Below are 19,726 nucleotides of genomic sequence, written 5' to 3' on the forward strand. Positions count from 1 at the left end.
TTTTACATTTATATAGAAACAGGGGGTAGTTTACAAAAAAATGAGTTTATTCTACTTATATAAAGGCTCTAGTACATCTAATCACACGCTAAAGTTAATTTTATAGCGATATTGAAATAAATTGATTATAAGCATTTATATCGAAATATTATCGTAAAACTTTAAAATACTATGAAATACTTTGAAATGCTACGTAATACAAAACGCAAAACCTTAAAATATGTGTTATCGGTAAAGCATTTAAAATTTATAGGTGATAAGTTTTTATACGGTATTATCTATAAAATAAGAAAAATAAAGAGTTTGATAGAATTTTTAATATGTAGTAATCATTTATATGAAGAATTTAAGACATCTAATCACACACGCAACTTAATTTTTACGATATAAAATTAATGGATTATAATTTTGAAAGTGTTTGAAAAAAATTTACATTTATATTATAATGTTCATGAAATTATAATATAAGGAATGTATCGATAAGATTCCAACGCGGTTAATTAATAATTATTTCTTACTACATAAAATGCTGATGTAAAGATAATTAAAGAAGGGAAATTGAATTTGTATGCGGAATACTAAAAATAAAAAAAACGATTATTTTGAAGCGAAAGAAATGTTAGTATCTAATATCCAAGAGTCGATTAATGTATATATAAATGATAATGTAGAAAGTTTGAGTAATACAGTAGCTATTGGAAATAGTTTTTCTGAATGGTGTCTATATAATTTGTTTAACCTTAGAGAGGACGAAGTTGTAAGTGCTTGTGAAATATCAGGAAAATATGATAATGGTATAGATGCAATATTTGAAATATCAGATATATTGTATGTGTTTCAGTTTAAATATAATAGTGCTCATAGTTTGGATTCATTAATTAGGTTTAAGCATGATTGTGAGAGGTTGCTAAATAAAGAGCCAATTACTGATAGAGATATAGTTAAGGAAAAATGTGCTATTATTAGGGATAGATACGCACAGAATAAAATAATAGAGTGTTATTATATAACTAATAAAGTTTATACTGAGCAAGAAAATGGACAAATTAAAGATATTAGAGATATTGATAGTAATGTTAAAATACATTATTGGGATGTTAATAATATGATTGATAAAATAGAGGAAGTTAGTGGAAGACTTCCAAAAGAATTTAGAGGAAAAAGGATAAATCTTATTTTGAGTAAAAGTTTTGAAACTGATGGAACTACAATAGTAGGAATGACATCGTTAAGCAATTTTGCAACATTTATAAAAAAGGGAGGAAATTTATTATTTCATTCCAATATAAGAAACTATTTATCAAAGACTAAGGTTAATAAAGGGATTGAAAAAACATTAGAAACATGCCCTGACAAGTTTTGGTATTATAATAATGGGGTAACAATTGTGTGTGAGGAATATACTCCAAGTGGTTCTGTGTATAGTTTAATTGAGCCTCAAATAGTTAATGGATGTCAAACTGCCAAATCCATACTAAGTTATTTTACAGGAAAAAGTGATAAAGAATCACAGGATAAGGGTTTAAAAGGAAATTTGTTAATTAAAATTATTAGGACTAAAAAAAGTAATACAGAACATGAGAAAAAAGAATTAAGGGATAATATAACAAGATATACAAATAGTCAAAATGCGGTTAGAGGATTGGATTTCTATGCATTAGATGAATTTCAACGAAGTTTACAAAAGAGATTTGAACAGATTGGATATTATTATGAAATTCAAAGAGGGGCTTTTATTTCACTTAAGAAAAATGTTAGAAGTAAGTATAAAGGTATCAAAGAATATGACTATTTAGTAACAAAAAAGTTTAGAGGTGTATTGCCAGCTAAGGAAATAATACAAGCATATACAGCAGGTGTAAAACAATTACCTAATGTTGCATATGGAAAAGCAGATGAATTAACTCCGTTAGGTTCAAAATGGGATGATATTTGTAATGAAAAAACAATTACAACTCCTTTAGAACTATTTTTGTTCCCTTTTCTTATATTAAAATATATAAAAAACAACTTAGGATATAAAGCAGGAGCAAATGATTTTAGAAAGTCAGCATCTCTTTTGTTTGTCACTTGTTATTTTATGACGTTTGTAGAAATTATGCAAAAGATTACCAACCAGCAATATGAATTTATTGAGGATATTGATATTGAAATTTTAAAGAAAATATTTAGAGAAAAAAGTATTAATAAAGAGTTAGTTAATCTTACACATAGTATAATAGATAATTTTCTTACTGATAGTAAAATTGAAGATGACTATATTCAAGATAATATAAATACATTTTTAAAATCTTTAGATAAATCTAAAAGTGAGTGCTGGTATATTCTAAACAAAAAAATAAAAAAATATATTAATGGTGAAAGTAAATTAATTCAAGAAATAAGTACGTTATTAGTAGAAAATGAATAATAAAAAAATTATTATTTATGAATTTATAAGAAAAAATAGTATTGAGAAGTAAAAATTAACATATTTGACTTAAGGTTAAAGGAAGTGTAAATGTGAAAAATCTGTTTAATAGTAAAAAGAAAATAATTATAGGAGTTATTTTCTTATGTGTAATATTAATTGGTGGAAGTATAGGGGGTTATGAGTATATTTCAATTCAAAAACATAAAGAATATGAATCAGCATTTACTAAAACTACATTAGATGTTATGGGTCAAACAGTAATTTGTGAACAGATGATAGAAGTTTTTTCTACTAAATGGAGTACAGCGATTGATGATGGGGAAGATTTTAATAATGCAATAAGTGAGGTTCAACAAGGGTTTAAAGATGATGGAACTTTAAATAAGGTAAATAATAATAAGGCTAAGATAGAAAAAGAAATGATTAAATTGCAAAATCCACCGAAAGATTATGAAAAAGCATATAATTTGTTTGTTGAATTATACAGCAAATATGGACAAATATATAGTCAAGCAACAAGTCCTACGGGGTCGTTAACAACTTATAATGAAGATACAAATTCTAAATCAAGTGAATTTAATGAAATATATGATAAGTTAGCAGTATTAAGACCTGAAATTAAATCAAACAAAAAATAAAGTATACGCTCCAATTGGGGCGTATTTTTTATACCAAAAATCAAGAAACGAAAGGTGATAGTGATAATATGATTGTATTAGATGGATTGAACATGAAATTAAATCATAAAAACTAATTTACTAATGATTGGTATGCTATATATCTACAGGAGGAAGGATTAATATTTACAGATACATAATTAGTGGAGTTTTGTAAGTGTTTAAGTATTATTGCTTTCAAAAAAAATAAGAGATATAATAAAAGAATAATTAAATAATGAATGGATTTATTTTGTAACAAATCATTGGAAATAAGCAGTTAAGCCAACTTCTAAGGTAAAGTTTGTTTTTTTCACGGCGTAAAGGGCATGGAATTCAAAAATGTATTCATAGTAAATTGCAATGAAGAAAATATACCGCATAAAAATAGTATTGAAGAAAATATAGAAGAAGAGAGAAGACTTTTTTATGTTGGAATAACTAGAGCTATAGAAAACTTGTGGATTTCTATAGTAAGCGAACTTAAAGGCTGTGAGCGTAAGCCATCAAGATTTATTAAAGAATGTAAACTAAACTTAAATGATTTTGAAGGGAAATATAAAAAAGGCGAGAAAGTACAGCATGTTTCCTTTGGAATAGGAGAAATTTTAAACATTGATGATGACGTTACAGAAATAAAGTTTCAGGATAGTGTAAGAAGATTTGATACTAGTGTGCTTTTAAATGCTAAACTTATGTGGAAATGTTAGTGAAAAAGAAAACTTACTCCATTCATTATTTTAATTAAATTATTGTATAATGGATGGAGTAAATTATGGGTAGTAAAAAGTTAATTAACGTAAGAAAATCAACTCAAAAGAGCATATCTGAACTGTATAAAGAATATCTAAATTATTGTATTTCTATCGGTCAAACAGATGGAACTATAGTATCGAAAACATCTTATTTTAAATTTACTTTAAATAAAATTGTAAATGTTGAAGGTAATATTTCTACTTTTACACAGGATAAATTGGAAAAACATATTATTATGATGAGGAAGAATAAATATAGTAGTAATTATATTCAAGGTGTGGTTATAAAATCCAAAGCATTTTTGACTTGGTGCTTTAACCATCAATATATAGAAAAGTTTAAAATAAAAATACCTCAAGCAACACAGAAGAAAAAAACAGTTTATACAGAAGAAGAATTAAAAAAATTATTAAAAAAACCTAATTTGAAAACTTGTTTAGTTGGAACTTATAAAAATTGGGTTACAGTCAATACATTACTTGGTACAGGATGTAGGGCTGAAACGCTATTAAATATTTTAGTAAAAGATGTGGATTTTATAAATAGTACCATATTATTTCGCCATATGAAAATGCACAAACAAATAAGTGTACCATTAAGCCCAACTTTATCTAGCGTATTGAGAGAGTACATTCAACTTTTAGATTTTAAACAGGATGATTTTTTATTTCCAAAGTTGAATAAAAAGAAAATGAGTTACGACACCTTACATCAAAATATTAGTATTTTTTGTAAACATAGAAATATTCAAATGAGGGGAATAAATACGTTTAGGAATACATTTGCAACTTTATTTATAAAAAACGGAAATAATAACATATATCTTCTCCAGAAATTGTTGGGACATTCAGATATTCGTATGACAGAAAGATATATAAATCTTTTACCATGTCAGATGGCTGAGGATATAAACAAATACAACCCTCTGGATGTACTGAATCAGCAAAGATTAAGTATTAAAAGAGGAGGTAAACAATAATGACAGATGAACAGAAAGAATTATTTAGAATATATTGTGACCTTCAATCAGAAGAATTTAAAGAAGAAATTATAGATTACGAATCTCTTAAAATGGTTGATGTGCAATATGCTATAAAAGTTAATTTTACATGGGGATGGCTCAGGGTTTACAAGAAAAAAAATAATGGAATTGAATGGTACTAGGAGGTAATAGATAAATGAACGGAAATTTTACGATAATAAAAAACAAAGATATTACCTCCAGTCTTACTAATGGTGCTTTTAGATTATATGTACTTTTAGAATCATATTGCTATGGTAATAGTAAAAATACGTGTTATCCTTCTCAATTAACGTTAGGAGAAAAATTAAACAGAAGTGTTAGAACAATACAACGTTATTTAAAGGAATTAGAAAGTAAAGGATATGTGGCAAAAAAAAGGAGAGGCAGTACAAGTAATATCTACAAAATGCTAAAAAAAGTAATACAACAGAAAATAGAAAAATCCATAAATAGTGCTAAAAATGCTTATAACAAATATAAAAAGAAAATAGATAATTTTAATGATTATAGCCAGAGAGAATATGATTACAAAGATTTAGAAAAGAAATTAACCTCTTGGCAATTTGAATGATTGAATAGAAGAATCTGCTAAAGGTGGATACTCTAACAGATTCAAAAAACTTAATTAGTAATCTAAACACTTATTATTATAACAGAAATTTTCAAAAAAATGTATATAATAAGTGTATTTGTTATATTTAAAAATCATGTTTTTGTTATGGTAAGTCATGTTTTTGTTGGTTGAAATATAAGATAATGTCGGTTAATAATCTAAATATAAGTAAATGTCGGTCTGAATTTTTTTAACTATAAGGGATTGTCGGTTCAAAAATAAAAAGTATGCTAAATGATATTGTAATACTTTAATTATGTCGTATTAGAGACGACAAGCATGTAACAGTTGAGACGACAAGCATTACATAGAAATAATACATTCTAATAAGAATTAAATTTAATAATAATGACCGACATTTCCTTATAATAAGAATTGATAAAACGTTATAATATATTATGAATAAGAAATACCATGAATACTTATAATACTTATAAAAATTGCATAAATGAGGGTATGATATTATGATAGAAGAAAAATGCACCAAAGAAGAATATAGTTATTGCAAGACATGTAAAGAATCAATTAGTAATCTAAAAACATATAGAATTAGCGATAGTGCTATAGTGTTTGCTGAATATGAATATATACGTCAATTTTTAGTAGAGAGTTATGGTAAAGCAGATTTCAGATTGTTTTTAAAAGATAAATGTATTATAGAACCTTGTTTTGTAGTATGGGAACATGAACTGTATAAGTCAATGTTTCATAACAAGCATATGTCATATACAGAATATATTAATTATGAATACGGGTTGTTTAAATTATTAATAGATAATTATGGATTGTTAATAGATAGAGGAAATTTATTAATGAAAACAATAGAAAAAAATCAAAAGATAGTAGAAAAATCAATCAATAAGCAAGTGGGGAAATCTTTTGGAAATGTAATGTTTGAAAGAAAACTAATGGATAATAATATACAATTTAAAAGTGAAAAAACGTTTGAAGGATGTAAGGATAAAAAAGCATTAAGATTTGATTTTTATTTACAAGATTTAAATGAAGTTGTTGAGATTGATGGTTTACAGCATAAAAAAGTTGTTGAGTATTTTGGGGGAAAACTAGGATATCTTGATAGAGTAAAAAAAGATAAAATTAAGAATAATTATTGTGAAAATAATAAAATAAAAATTACAAGGATAGTGTATGACCCTAATAAGATAGAACAGTACAATCATTCTTTGGATATTAAAATTAATCAAATATTGAAAGAATGCAAAAAAGGTAGAGATTAATTATTTCTCTACCTTATAACTTTTTTGTAGTTCAATAATATCAGATAAGTTGCAATTAAGGGCTTCACATGTTTTTTCTAAAATTGAAAACTGGATACTTGTAGTCCTATTTTTACATATGTTATGCATAGATTTGTAGGTGATTCCAATTTCTTTTGCTAACCAATATATTGTTCTACCTTTTTTTTCTAATACTTCTTCAATTTTAATTTTTATAGGCATAATATTACCTCCATGCAATATTATATAATAATATATATTGATATTTCAATACCTATATATATTAAAGTATTCATACTATAGATACTTGACAACCTATATATAAGTGGTACAATTATAATTGTGGAAAGAAAAGTATATTAGTTATGGGTTGTATACGACTTATATATATTACAATACATATAAAACAAACAAAAAGGAGTCTGATTTTTATGAAAAAAGTTAATAATTTTAGAACGTTCAGAGACGTGTTGCTGGATGAGGATAAAAAAATTGGGATTTACATGGCTAAGAAGCATTATACTAAACCTATAAAATGCATGATGGCTAGAAATTTTTTGTTATACAAAAGAACCTCTAATAAAGAAGAAAATTTTAATTACACTGATTTAACAAAAAATAATCTTGAGGATATATTTTTACAGAGTCTTACAAATCAAGATGTCTACTACATAGAGGAATGTATGAAAATAAATAATTGGACAATTAAAACTTTATATAATGAAGTAAAAATAAGAGGGTGTAATGTTCTCCAAGTTGTAGGGTGTCCTAAATGAGGAAATATACGAGTAGGGAAAGTTCTATGATAAAGAATCTAAAAAAAGAAAAACCACATATTTGTTATTATTGTAGAAAATTCATAACAAATGAAGAAGAACTAACAGTAGACCATAAGACACCATTGTCCAGAGGTGGTTTAACTGTACCAGATAATTTAGTTATCGCTTGTAAAGACTGTAATCTTGAAAAAGATAGTATGACAGAAGATGAATATTATGTATATTTAGAAGTAAAAAAAGAATTAGGAAATTATAATTTTATAATTATAACTAAAATAAACAATCTTCTAAAAGAACAAGAAAAAATATTAGATATGTATAGAGATTTACATGAGGAAAAAAGACTTCTTAACTATAAAAAGATGAAAGTGTTAAAAATGATAACAACCGAACATTTTAATGCGGCTAGAGGATATATGTTGGCAAGAGAATTACAGAACTATTCTTTAAAATTAATAAGATTAGATGAAGAATTAATACATGAAACTAGTATGGAGGAATTAGCAAAATATAATATTATGCAGTTAAATACACAGAAAAGAGAAATCTTTAAAAAATTAATAGAAGCGTATAAGAATAAAGATGAAAAATTTAAAATTTTATTAAAAAAAGCAATGTAATTAAGGGGGGGTATACATGAAATTTACTAATGAAATGATGGAATATGAAGACATTAGAGAACACTTGATTGATTTAGAAGCCAAAGAACAATATGTACAAGCAATTAAAGAGACAAAATCCTTCTTAAAAAAACTTAAAAGTAGAGGAATAAAAGGATATAATAGATATTTCGCTTATTATCAATTTTCAAGATATTATTTTCAACTTAATAGACTTGAGATGGCTTTAACTAATATAAAGAAGGCAGAATTTTATTGTATAAGACCTGAATTCCAGTACAATAATTATGCAGTAGAAGCCAATATATACGAGCAATTAGGCGAATATAACAAGGCTATAAGGCTATATAATAGGTGTTTGGTTTATTATAAGTCTATAAGTCTACATCAAACTTATGCTGTTATGATGGCTAATATAGGACACTTAGAGGGTAATGCAATAATGATACAAAGAGCAATTAATGTATTTAAGAAATGTGAAAACACATGGAATTATAATAATATACTCAATGAAATGAAGAATTATTTACATGAGACAATAACTAAGGTTTCTTAGTTAAATATAAATATAAAGGAAGTTGATTTTTATGAAAAAGTTAAGAAAATTAGGATTAAGTATTTTTATGTTAGGATTAGTAATATTACCAGTTGTAAATTACGTTATACTGCCACCACATTAGATTCAAGGGGGACGTAATTAAATCCCCCTTATTTATTTCCTTAAAAGTACTTCACTCTTACTTAGTATGAGTGGTCGTAAATCAACTTGTTTCCATTTGAAACATATTGAACCATCACAATATAGCGATTGTTGAGTTGTGGACTTTTTGTCCATAGGCAACTGACCCTCAATCAGTAGACCACATATAGTTTACCTCTTAGAAGTGGGAAATTCCACTATGAAAATCCTGTTTTAATATATCTTTTATCACTAAAAATGATAAGTAAAATCAGAGTGTCAAATTTGACACAGAGGTCACCAAAAAAAGTTGTACCCCTTTTATTTGTAATCATATTCTTTTTGTATGGTACTTGAAATTTCAAAAATGGATATAAAAAATTTTGCACACCCATTTTTGCATTTAATAAAAACTAAGGAACTCTATGTTCATCAATTCATTTTTCAAATTTTGAAAATATTTTTGCCAATTGCTGGCACTTCCTCATTGCTTGTTTTGGGGAACGTATTACTTTTTCTTTTTTTATTCTCTTATTGACTTTTTAAAATGGCTATATTACTTATCTGTAGAGGCTAGAATATATCGTATATACCGTATACTTGAGAGGTTAATCTATAGGTTAATTTATAATATAAAGTTTTGGATATAAAATTGTACTACTACATTATAAAAGTATCTATATGAGCCTAATAAATACTATAAAATTGATTATATTACCATAGGTTTTTAATGTTGATTAAAAGTCACAACAAAAAGTCTTAGAAAACCAATAATAATTAATGATATCCTAAGATAATATTTGGTTATCTGAAGTTATTATAGATTACCAATGGTTTTCAATAATTATCAGTAATTTTCAATGGTCACCATTAATAATCATTGGTATATTGCATGGGGTATTTTATATAGGGTGGTGCAAAAGTTCGGACACCTTTCCAAAATGAAAAGTTTGGAGAAGTTAGATTTGTTGAGGTTGATGGAAAACCATATGCTGTAGCAAATGATATAGCAAAAATATTAGGATATAAAAGACCTGCTGATGCTATAAGTAGTCATTGCAAGGGGTCGATAAAATACCGAGTCCTTACAAACGGAGGAGAACAAGAAGTTAAAATTATACCACAAGGAGATATTCTTAGGTTAGCGGCTACATGTAAATTAGATGGAGCTGATGAATTTGAATCATGGATATTTGATGAAGTTATTCCTGAGGTAATGAATACAGGTAAATTTGATTCTGTAGAAAATAAGATAAAACAAATTGATATATAAGACTTAAGGGTGTGTCCTAAATTGGCAGACCATGTTAGAGAAAATCAAAGAATAAAAGTTAAAAATTCATATATCATAGTTAAGAGTTTTCGAAAACTAAATAATGCAGGAGAAATATTTATAACTGAGAAAGGGGTCGTGAAATACGAGGGCTTTAAAATAGGTGGAAAGATACCTATACCAGCGTTTAGAGATGAACGATTTCCAAATGCTTGACATCCTAAATTTTGGTGATATAATAGGTTTACAATATAAAAATAAATAATTTTAGACACAAAAACAAAACTATCAAATATCGAGTAAAATAAATATATTTCACATTAATAGCCTTTTTTAACCAAATATGCAGTTTTTTAAACTTTGAACAACTAATAAAAAAGTTATATACTAAAATATACAACATAGTTTTACTTTTATAATATCGCACTTTGAAAAATGAATATTACGCTAATTATTATGTTCAATTTTGGGATTTTTATACCTATTTAATTAACTTATGGTCTTATAATACACTAATTTTAAGTGGTTGTCAAGGGTTACGTAAAATATAAATTTTATGACACTATGCTTTAAAGTTAGATATACCAACAGTTTACAAAGTTTAATATGGCGGTTTAAAAGCATTTCTGCATAATAGCACTAGCATTTAATAAATAATAATTAATTTTTAATAGGAGGATAAACATGAAAAAAAATATATCTACAGTTTATTTAAAGGAAAAAAGTATTGATAGTACATAATAGATTACTTAGCAGATAGTAGGACTTAGTGCCTATTATTATATATAAGTCAAGATAATAAAGGAGATGATCGCAGAAATAATAAATCATTAAAATTAAAAAAAAGAGAGGTGAAAATGATGAAAATTTAAACGCTATCCTATAGGTAAGATTAAATAGGATTAATAAGATTAAAAAAATAGATTAAGATGAGATTAATAGGATTAATAAGGAATAGAAATTTAAATTTCATCTGCAAAAATGAACAAAGAATACAAAGAAAAATTTCCAAATTGGACAAAAGATAATAAAAAATATTACATGTGCCTAACAGACGACTTAGATAGTTTATTTAGTTGTATTTTATTAAATAAAATTAAGGGTTATAAGATAAGTCATTTCTACAGTTTTAATAGTTTATACAGATTAAGTAGCTATAAAAATAATTCTAAAATTATCGCAATAGATATGGAAACTAACATAGGAAAGGCATGGTCTAATCATGTAAACAACGTTCACAATTGTAATGCTGCTAACTTAAATGTTATAGATAGAATAGACGAAAATACATATTTCAAAAAATATAGTGGGAGTACCTTACTACAGATAATAAGTTACTATAATTGGGATATATCTAGCCTGACAGAAGAAGCAAGGATGATTTTATTAGCAATAGATTCTACATATTTGGGGTATTATTTAAAACAATATCCATTACCACAAGTGGCTAACAAACATTATTTATGCGATATATTAGATTTAAAAGAATTATATAAATTACAGGAAAATCACACCAAAGAAGACTTTGAAAAACTACAGAAAAAGTACAATTTAAAGAAGAAAATTTTCGTAAATGAGGAAGGTAAATTAAAAACTAGTATAGATTTAAAAGCGCTAAGTAAAATTTTTAGATTTGAATTTCGATTAACAGAAGAAAGTTTTGAACCAATTAAGATATTTAAAAAAGCAGGAGTAAACACAAAAGATTATACATATTTGGCTGAGAAATTAGAAAGAAACGGACACAAAATATTTACACAAGCACAAACTAATAAGAATTTTATTAAATTAAGTTATTATTAAAAAAGTGGTAAGGCTTAAAAACCTTACCATGTAATATGAAAATTTATGGAGGATGATAATTATGTCAACAGAAGTAGACCAAATTCAATTTAAACGTGGTAATCTAAATGACTTAAATACATTACTAGATGGTGAACCCGCAGTAATTGAAGATAAACAAAATGGTTCTTTGTATTTTGGTACAAAAAACGGAAATAGACGAACGTTAAACGAACAAGATTTATCTGATATAAATGGCAATATAAATAATGTTGTTAACACAGCTACAACAGCTATGAATAATTCTGGAATAGCATTAAGTAATTCCAATCAAGCATTGGATAAATCAAACCAAGCATTAAGTACTGTAGATACAGCTAATACAAATGCATCTCAAGCAGTAACGACAGCAGACCAAGCATTAAATACTGCGAATACGGTAAATAATAAAATGGATGCAAACGATGTGTGGGTAAATTATGATGATAATACTACATATTATAATTATAACAAAGTTGTAGATATGGGAAGTAGTTATATTTGCTTGGTAGATAATGTAAAAGGTCAAGCACCACATTTAGATTCTACAAATACATATTGGAGATTAATAGCATCAAAAGGAAAAGATGGGGCAGGAACTGGTGATATGTCTACAAGTACATATGATATAAATAATAATGGAATAGTAGATAATTCTGAAAGACTTGGAGGACAATTACCTAATTATTATGTAAGTAAAGCAACAAAATTAGGAATAAATAATCTTATAACAAACGGTGATTTTTCTCGTGGAGTTATACCTAATTCTTCTACTAATCCTGAAAATTGGGGACTCTGGGGAGGTTCTAGTATATTTTCAGGTCAAGGACAAACAAATTATAATTTACCTAATACAATTTATTTAACCCATGGAACATCTCCTAGTGGAATAACGTCAAATAATTTAAATTTAAAGCCTAATACAACATATACAATTGCTTTTTCATACGGAACAGAAGGGAATATTAATTATAATTATAATGCAATTGATTTTTATGATACTAATGGAAACCAAATAAGTAGTCCTAATACTGTATTTAATTATGATTTATCAAAAGCAGATACTATTCAAAGTTTTACATTTACTACACCATCGAGTTTCGCTAGAAGTGTATTTGATTCTAATGCTTCTTCTATTTCCCCTGATGGTGCTTTTTTGACAAGATTAGGGAATGTAATGTTAGTAGAAGGAGATTATATTCCTTCAGACTATAGTAAATCATTTGGAGATTTATCACAAATATTTGCTCCAAACGGATATGGTTTAGGAACATCAGGAGTTAGATTAACTAAAGGTACAGATTTAAAAACTATTTATGCAAATGGTTGGTATGATGTTGAGGCAGGAGCAGATGTTGGTGGACTTGGATGGGCGAAACTATTAGTAATTTGTAGTGGAGATACTAATTATATAACTCAATTGTTATTTAGTATGACAGACAGTACTAATCAAATGTGGATTAGACAAAAAACATCAGGAATATGGAGTAATTGGCAAGAAATAGCTAGACTAGATGGGGTTATGCCAAGATTCCAAAATAGACAGGCTATTGGTAATATGAATAATTTAACTAGTGCTGGTATTTATGCATTAGGAGGAATTACAACTAATGCACCTACTAATGGTGGTTCATCTCAATGGGGAACAGTGATTGTAACTGTAAGTGGAGATGTTGTAAGTCAATTAGTATTAGGATATGAAGATGATATATATTATAGGAGCTATAGTCAAGGCGTAGGTTGGAGAAATTGGATTTCGATAAAAGATTCTAGTGCGTATGCTCCAAGTGGTTATGGGTTGGGTACTTATGCTACTGATATAACAGGACAAGATTTAAATAATTATAAAGTTACTGGATTTTATAGGGGGCGTAATTGTATAAATGCTCCAAATAATTCTGATTGGTTTTATATTCAAACAATAGGACATGATGGCATGTCGTGGGCACAACAAATAGCATGGGACTTTTATGGAGATGTTATGTGTACTAGGAGATTAGCAAATGGTACTTGGCAAAATTGGATTATGGTTCAAAATAATAATGACGCTGGAAAAATTGATTTCTTTTCAACAACAACAATACCAGATGGATATTTAAAAGCAGATGGTTCTTCTGTCAATAGGACTACTTATGATAAACTTTTTACTGCTATAGGAACTTATTATGGTAGTGGAGATGGCTCAACTACGTTTAATATACCAGACTTAAGAGGTTTAGTACCAAGAGGATTAGACCTAGGGCGTGGTATAGATGTTGATAGAACTTTAGGTAGCTATCAAGCAGACCAATCACAAACACATCATCATACTCAAACTGGAAAATTCACAACACAGACATATGAAAATGGTAATGGTTATAAATATGTGGCTGGAGAAAGTGTTGCCGATGACGTTATTTATACAGGCAATAATGAAAGTGTTAATAGTTCAGAAACTAGAATGAAGAATATGGCATTGATAGCATGTATAAAATATTGATAAAAATGGAAGGATGATTTATAAAAAATGAAAATTTATAATTACAGTTATTTAACATATGAATATTTATCAACCAGTGATGCGACAGAAGACCCTTTAGAAAAAGGAAGATATTTAATTCCTGCATATGCTACAGACATACAACCACCTGAATATGAAAAAAATCAAACCCCTATTTTTAATGTAGGAACAAAAGTATGGAATGTTGTAGATGATTATAGAAATCAAAATGGGTGTGAAATAGATAAGAACGTATATTTTATAAGACAACATCTTTTTACATTAGGAGAAAAGCCTAGTAGTACATTAATTTTAGCAAGTTTACCGAATACTAGTTTATTAAAGCCTAAATGGGATAGTACAAATAATCAGTGGGTAGATGATTTAAATGCAGTAAAACAAAACAAATGTCAACAAATAGAAAATAAATGTAAACAAATGTTAACATCAGGCTTTGTTTCTACAGCATATCAAAATATATCTAAAACATACAGTAGTACTCTTGAAAACCAATCAAATATACAAGGAAATGCGATATCTGCAATGAGTAAAATTGCAGGAACTCCAGGATGTGAAAATGATAAATTTTATTATCATGCTCAAGGAGAAGAATTTGTAGAATGGACAGCACAAGAGGTATTAACATTAGCAAGAGACTGGAAGGTATTTAAAGAGCAACAATTATTTAAATCTAAATCTTTACAAACTTATGTTAATGATGTTTTAACGACCGTGGATTCCGTAAAATCTGTTACATGGGATACAGAAATGGTCTAGCGTGAATTAATAAATATTAGTTTCCAAGAGAGAGCAAAATGAATTGCTTTCTCTTGATTTTTAAAAGAATAGATATTATAAGGAGGAACTTTAGTTATGAAAGAAGAGAAATATTACATTATTAAAAAGAAATATTTAGCAGATGCATTAAGTTTTTTAGGGTTCAGATACTATAAATTTAATAATGTAAATTATAGTTTTATTAACACAAATAAATTTAGAGAAGCGTTAACATCTTTAACAGATTTAAAAAAGAGATTTAAATAGTAGGTAAAATTTCAATTTGGAGGATTCGATTGTGAAAAAATTTATAGATACAATAATAAAAGAAGAATATAAACAGTGGGGGTCAGGTGACCGTATACTTATAAATAGTGGAACAGGTACAGGTAAAAGTACTTTTATAAAAAGAAAACTAAATAATTATGCATATGAAACTAATAAAAAGATATTATACCTTACCAACAGAAATACTCTTAGGAATCAGATTTTAAATGATTTACAAGAACATAATAATATTACCGTTTTAAATTATCAAAAGATAGAAGAGTTTATATTAAAGAATGTATCATTGGATAATTTCGATTATATAGTATGTGATGAAGCACATTATTTTTTTACAGATGCTGTTTTTAACAGGAAAACAGATTTATTCTTCAATATGTTAATAGAAAATGTATTTTCTATAGTAATATTCATGACAGCAACACCTCTATTACTTATAAATTATATGAAAAAATCATATAAAGAATTTGATTATACATATAAATTAGACACAGATTATACATATATAAAAAAAGTAGTGGCTTATACAAATGATGAAAGTGTAGAAAGTATTATAGAAAACATTCCAGAAGATGAACAAATAATGTTTTTTAGTACTGCAAAGAAATCTTTGGAAATTGCTAAGAAATATAAAGGTACATTTATTTGCAGCAAATATAATAAAAATTATAATAAATATGTTTCCAATACAGAAAATGAAAAAGAATTAGATAATATAATAAAAAATGGATGCTTTAATAACCATTTATTATGTACTACAACTTTTATGGACTGTGGAGTTAATATAAAAGAGAGTACAGCAGTAAAACATATTATTTTAGATATATTAGATATAGATAGTTTCATCCAATGTTTGGGAAGAAAAAGAATTGCTGATGGAGAAAAAATAAATTTATATTTTAATTCTTATAAAAATAAAGGTAGAATAAATGGATTTAGAAAAAAAGTATCTAATACATTAGAGATAGCAAATTATTTAATAGAAAATGGACAAGAGAAATTTGTAGAGCATAAATTTAAGTCTGATAGATTTGCAGATGGAAGAATAATTGACGAATATATAAAAGATGGAAATACTATTAAAGTCGTAAATAAATGTATGTATCAAAAAGTGTTATATGATTATAATTTTTATGAAACTTTATTAAATAAAACTATCAACATATCTTTTATAGATATAGTAGCCAATAGATTAAGAATTAATAGGGGCGATATTACAGAATTAGAAGTAACAGAGAAAACATTAAGTGTAGGAGATGTATTAGAAAGTTTAGTAGGTAAGAAAATATATAAAAAAGAAAAAAAAGAATTAATTAATTTTATAGGGTTAAAGGATTCAAAAGGTAGATTACAGAAAAGTATAGGTCAAATTAATGAATATTTGAAGTCTAATAATATACCATATATAATACTATCTAAAGTGGTTAAAAATAATAATAAATGTATTAGGGTATGGATAGTAGATAAGTTAATATTACAATAAAAAAGGTTACAAAATGTGGAACATACTAAATATTTAGTATACTCCAAGTATTGTAACCTTTGATAATAACATATATATTCGTGGGGATAGCAATATAAAATTGCTTTATCATTCCCCACACCCCTTTGAAAAATAAATTATTTAAATAGGTTTTTAATTAAAATTATATAAGAGTATTAATAATACTATACCCCAAATAGCCTAAATTTTTGTAGCCTGACAGCGGAAAAAACATTTAGGCGGTTAACAATAATTAATTTAAAAAAACAAATTTTTATACATAAAAAATTTCATATAGATAAAATCATAATTTTAATTAGTTTTCAGTGCTGAAATCAAGAGCATTAATAAGTATAATGGAGTATACAAGAGATAAAAATAACTTTAATAGATAAATTGTATTAAAAATCAAAACTCTTTCTGAGAGCCTCTACAAGGGGCTTTTATTTTTTATATATGTAATTACTATGTTTTTATATTTAAATTGTATTTAGAGGAAAATATTTATTTTTATTGAATACTTTAAATATTATGTTAAATTATATATTGGGGGAAGTTTAATGAAGAAGAAGATTACTGAATTGGATTTGATAAAAAAACATTTTTATATACATATGAAGTACGGAATATGTAAATATAGTAATAGTTGTGATTTTAAGGATGGTAATACCAAATCATATATTTTTGACCTTGCACGACATAAATGTTTTTGTTTAGAAAAAGAAGAGTTGGTAGATTTAAGAGATACTGATGAATTTCCAAGTATAAAGTTGGTATTAAGTTCTGAAAATAATAGAACAAATTGGAGGGAAGTTGTTGGAAAGGCAGAGGCTCAAGATAAAATAAAGAGAGCACTATTAGAAATTGAACTATATAAAAATATACTAATAAGTGGATTAAATAATATCAAGAATGTTTCAGAGGAATATTTGAAATTAACAAATATAGATAATAAAGAAATAGAAAAGATAACGTCAACTATACTTAATAATTCTATATATCCGGAAAAATTCCATAAAAAAATCGATATTCAATATGACGAAAATTCTAAAGTTATTATTATAAATTATATGTTACCTAACTCTGAAGAAATACCTAAAACAATTAAATATACTTATGATAAAATTTTTGACAAATTAAATGGAGTAACTATGAAAGCAAAAGATTTTAATAATTATTATGAATCGGTTATATTTCAGATTACATTAAGAACAATAAAAGAGACTTTTACCATCAATAAAAGGGAGAAAGTAAAATCTATAGTATTTAATGGTATGGTAGAAGATATTGATAGAAAAACGGGAAATAATTTTTCATCTTGCATTATTTCAGTAATGGCATCAAGAGAAGATTTTGAAAAAATAAATTTAGAACAGGTTTCTCCTAAAGATTGTATTATGTTTTTAAAAGGTATTTTCGCTAACTCATTGCATAAATTAGCTCCAGTTAAACCAATAATGGATATAAGTAGGAAGGATAGAAGATTTATATATAATAAAGAGGTTTTATCAAAGTTAAATGAAGGAGTTAATTTGGCTGAAATGAATTGGGAAGATTTCGAGTATTTAGTAAGAGAATTATTTGAAAAAATATTTTCTAACGATGGTTCGGAGGTTAGAGTTACGCAAGCCAGTAGAGATGGTGGAGTTGATGCGATAGCATTTGATACAGACCCAATTAAGGGTGGTAAATTTATAATACAAGCCAAAAGATATAATAATGTTGTACCAGTTTCAGCAGTAAGGGATTTGTATGGAACTGTTATTAATGAAGGAGCTATTAAAGGTATTTTAGTTACTACTAGTTATTTTGGTAATGATTCCAGAGAATTTTCAAAGGATAAACCTATTACCTTAGTAGATGGTGCCAATGTAGTTTATCTTTTAAATAAATATGGATATAAAACTTATATTGAACTTAAAAAAAGTAATTAAGGGACATAAAATTAAGGATGATTTTAGGAGATTTATATATAAGTTATGATTTTAAATCTAAAAAGTGTTGGTATAACACATAATTATCAAATAAACTAAACAGTGAAATGTTTGTGACAAAAGCGTCAAAATATATTGACTTATAGTTTAAATGATAGTACAATAAGAGTATCAAATAAAGTATAGTTAAATTGATACTTGGGGGAATAAAAGGTATGGGGAATTATTATAGTTATATGAGAATTTCTACAAAAGAGAGTACAGATAAACAATCTTTTAATAGGCAGGAGAAATCTTTAAAGGCATACGAAACCAATAATGATATTGAATATTTATTACGATTTAAGGATGATTGTTCAGGAAGTACTTTCAATAGACCAGAGTGGATAAAGTTGGAGAAACTTCTACATGAAGGTGATACAATAGTATTTAAGGAAATAAGTAGGTTTACTCGTCAAGCAGAAGAAGGATATAAGAAATATATGCAGTTAATGAATAAAGGAATTAATCTTATATTTATAGATAATATGACGGTATCAACTGATTATATAAAAAATTTAACAAAAGTAGCGGATGAACAAGACTTGGTAACCAGAACAGCATTGGAATCTACTATAAAGTTATTATTAATAGTGGAACTGGATAGAGTTCAAAAGGAAAGAGAAATAATAGTAAAAAGAATTAAACAAGGTATAGAGGCAAGTGTTAAAAAAAGTGGTAGGAGATTTAATTCCTTGGATAAAATGAATGATAATTTAAAAAAAGATATAAATTTATTCTTAAAAGATAGGAGCATTAAGCAGATAGATTTAATAAATAAATATAATATTAGTAGGAATACTCTAAAAAAATATATAAAAATTGTTGAGCAAGAAGGTAAGTAAGTGCCTTCTTTT

The 19,726-nt window shown here is 26.5% G+C and carries 18 protein-coding genes and 2 pseudogenes; 19 read left to right on the forward strand and 1 reads right to left on the reverse strand.

Annotation, left to right across the window (positions count from 1 at the left end):
• The first annotated feature begins 616 nt into the window (after positions 1-616).
• The 7 genes and pseudogenes from CLFE_RS24130 (at position 617) to CLFE_RS24160 (ending at position 6,700) form a co-directional block, all read left to right on the forward strand.
• Complete coding sequence (locus CLFE_RS24130; RefSeq protein ID WP_250944836.1) at positions 617-2,410, forward strand: AIPR family protein; 1,794 nt, start codon at positions 617-619, stop codon at positions 2,408-2,410.
• A 92-nt stretch (positions 2,411-2,502) separates the two neighbouring features.
• On the forward strand, positions 2,503-3,051 hold the full coding sequence (locus CLFE_RS24135; protein WP_077894598.1) for a hypothetical protein: 549 nt from the start codon (positions 2,503-2,505) through the stop codon (positions 3,049-3,051).
• Between the two features lie 341 nt (positions 3,052-3,392).
• Positions 3,393-3,779, forward strand: a pseudogene (locus tag CLFE_RS24140) (3'-5' exonuclease); the annotation flags it as partial.
• A 65-nt stretch (positions 3,780-3,844) separates the two neighbouring features.
• Positions 3,845-4,804, forward strand: coding sequence for a tyrosine-type recombinase/integrase (locus CLFE_RS24145; RefSeq protein WP_077894613.1), 960 nt, complete (start codon positions 3,845-3,847; stop codon positions 4,802-4,804).
• Positions 4,804-4,989 (forward strand): hypothetical protein, encoded by a 186-nt coding sequence (locus CLFE_RS24150; RefSeq protein WP_077894612.1) that lies wholly within the window; start codon positions 4,804-4,806, stop codon positions 4,987-4,989. The genes CLFE_RS24145 and CLFE_RS24150 overlap by 1 nt, the downstream gene beginning before the upstream one ends.
• A gap of 14 nt (positions 4,990-5,003) precedes the next feature.
• On the forward strand, positions 5,004-5,420 hold the full coding sequence (locus tag CLFE_RS24155) for a helix-turn-helix domain-containing protein (protein WP_077894611.1): 417 nt from the start codon (positions 5,004-5,006) through the stop codon (positions 5,418-5,420).
• Between the two features lie 506 nt (positions 5,421-5,926).
• Entirely contained in the window at positions 5,927-6,700 is a 774-nt protein-coding gene (locus tag CLFE_RS24160) for a hypothetical protein (protein WP_077894610.1), read from the forward strand.
• On the opposite strand, the gene CLFE_RS24165 is transcribed toward CLFE_RS24160, so the two are convergent.
• Positions 6,701-6,922: a helix-turn-helix domain-containing protein gene (locus tag CLFE_RS24165; RefSeq protein ID WP_242951683.1), complete on the reverse strand. Its 222-nt coding sequence runs from the start codon at positions 6,920-6,922 to the stop codon at positions 6,701-6,703.
• 209 nt (positions 6,923-7,131) lie between these two features.
• Here CLFE_RS24165 and CLFE_RS24170 point away from each other — a divergent pair, with 209 nt between their 5' ends.
• From CLFE_RS24170 to CLFE_RS24220, 12 genes and pseudogenes are all read left to right on the forward strand, one after another.
• Complete coding sequence (locus CLFE_RS24170) at positions 7,132-7,476, forward strand: hypothetical protein (protein ID WP_077894609.1); 345 nt, start codon at positions 7,132-7,134, stop codon at positions 7,474-7,476.
• On the forward strand, positions 7,473-8,099 hold the full coding sequence (locus CLFE_RS24175) for an HNH endonuclease (protein WP_077894608.1): 627 nt from the start codon (positions 7,473-7,475) through the stop codon (positions 8,097-8,099). The genes CLFE_RS24170 and CLFE_RS24175 overlap by 4 nt, the downstream gene beginning before the upstream one ends.
• 16 nt (positions 8,100-8,115) lie before the next feature.
• A complete protein-coding gene (locus tag CLFE_RS24180; protein WP_077894607.1) occupies positions 8,116-8,655 on the forward strand; it encodes a hypothetical protein in 540 nt (179 codons plus the stop codon).
• Positions 8,656-9,745: 1,090 nt separating this feature from the next.
• Positions 9,746-10,051 (forward strand): annotated as a pseudogene (locus tag CLFE_RS24535) (BRO-N domain-containing protein); the annotation flags it as partial.
• A gap of 21 nt (positions 10,052-10,072) precedes the next feature.
• Entirely contained in the window at positions 10,073-10,267 is a 195-nt protein-coding gene (locus CLFE_RS24185) for a hypothetical protein (RefSeq protein WP_077894606.1), read from the forward strand.
• Positions 10,268-11,032: 765 nt separating this feature from the next.
• Positions 11,033-11,854: a hypothetical protein gene (locus CLFE_RS24190; RefSeq protein ID WP_077894605.1), complete on the forward strand. Its 822-nt coding sequence runs from the start codon at positions 11,033-11,035 to the stop codon at positions 11,852-11,854.
• Positions 11,855-11,915: 61 nt separating this feature from the next.
• Complete coding sequence (locus CLFE_RS24195; protein ID WP_169850992.1) at positions 11,916-14,351, forward strand: tail fiber protein; 2,436 nt, start codon at positions 11,916-11,918, stop codon at positions 14,349-14,351.
• Between the two features lie 27 nt (positions 14,352-14,378).
• Positions 14,379-15,128: a DUF4376 domain-containing protein gene (locus tag CLFE_RS24200; protein WP_077894603.1), complete on the forward strand. Its 750-nt coding sequence runs from the start codon at positions 14,379-14,381 to the stop codon at positions 15,126-15,128.
• A 96-nt stretch (positions 15,129-15,224) separates the two neighbouring features.
• Complete coding sequence (locus tag CLFE_RS24205) at positions 15,225-15,395, forward strand: hypothetical protein (protein ID WP_169850991.1); 171 nt, start codon at positions 15,225-15,227, stop codon at positions 15,393-15,395.
• 31 nt (positions 15,396-15,426) lie between these two features.
• Positions 15,427-16,896 (forward strand): DEAD/DEAH box helicase, encoded by a 1,470-nt coding sequence (locus CLFE_RS24210; protein WP_077894602.1) that lies wholly within the window; start codon positions 15,427-15,429, stop codon positions 16,894-16,896.
• A gap of 560 nt (positions 16,897-17,456) precedes the next feature.
• Entirely contained in the window at positions 17,457-18,830 is a 1,374-nt protein-coding gene (locus CLFE_RS24215; protein ID WP_077894601.1) for a restriction endonuclease, read from the forward strand.
• A gap of 215 nt (positions 18,831-19,045) precedes the next feature.
• A complete protein-coding gene (locus CLFE_RS24220; RefSeq protein ID WP_077894600.1) occupies positions 19,046-19,714 on the forward strand; it encodes a recombinase family protein in 669 nt (222 codons plus the stop codon).
• The last annotated feature ends 12 nt before the right edge of the window (positions 19,715-19,726 follow it).

Origin of the sequence: Clostridium felsineum DSM 794, from assembly GCF_002006355.2 — a bacterium.
GTDB lineage: Bacteria > Bacillota > Clostridia > Clostridiales > Clostridiaceae > Clostridium_S > Clostridium_S felsineum.